Origin of the sequence: Bacillus sp. JJ1127 (genome assembly GCF_036965845.1) — a bacterium.
In the GTDB taxonomy this organism is placed as follows: Bacteria; Bacillota; Bacilli; order Bacillales; family Bacillaceae_G; genus Bacillus_A.
The window spans coordinates 371-937 of sequence record NZ_JBALQK010000394.1; the positions used below are offsets into that span (position 1 = coordinate 371).

Consider the following 567-nt stretch of genomic DNA (forward strand, 5'->3'; position numbering starts at 1 on the left):
CCTTTTTTAGCCGCTTGTGCTTTTTTCTGTGCTTCTCTTAAATAATCTACATACTTCGTATTTGGTGCATATACATATGCAACACGAGCCAATCCTTGATCAATTAGCATACGATTTAACATTTGCCCATCCACCCATACATACGCTAATAAACGACCGTACTTTTCACGCTCACTTACATCTAATTCAAGCTGAATTTGCTTACCTACACTTGCATATTTTTTTGTAAATGCGCTTGCTTCAGGCCCAAATGGTTGTACGCCTAAACGGGGATGTTTTGTTTCAGGTGTATCAACAAGAAGAAAACGTACTGTTTCTTCTTTACCGTTTTCTAATTTCACCTTTAATGTGTCGCCATCTATATTCTTCACAACAGTTGCATTCACAACACGATTTTGATTCATTTTACTCTTCTCATCTGCAACTTGTGTACTTGCATCATTAACTAATGCAGTGTTCTGTACTTTATTTTCAGTCGCATTTGGCGTATAGTTCTCACGCTCTTCTACAGGAACTTCCTCATATGTACTGCTCTCTTGTTGTTTCTTTAATTCTTCTGCTTTCTTT

General features: G+C 37.2%; 1 protein-coding gene. It reads right to left on the minus strand.

What is annotated here, in order from left to right; all coding sequences use genetic code 11:
• Positions 1-567: thermonuclease family protein (locus V7183_RS24970; protein ID WP_335361215.1), on the minus strand; the 567-nt coding region annotated here is incomplete at both ends.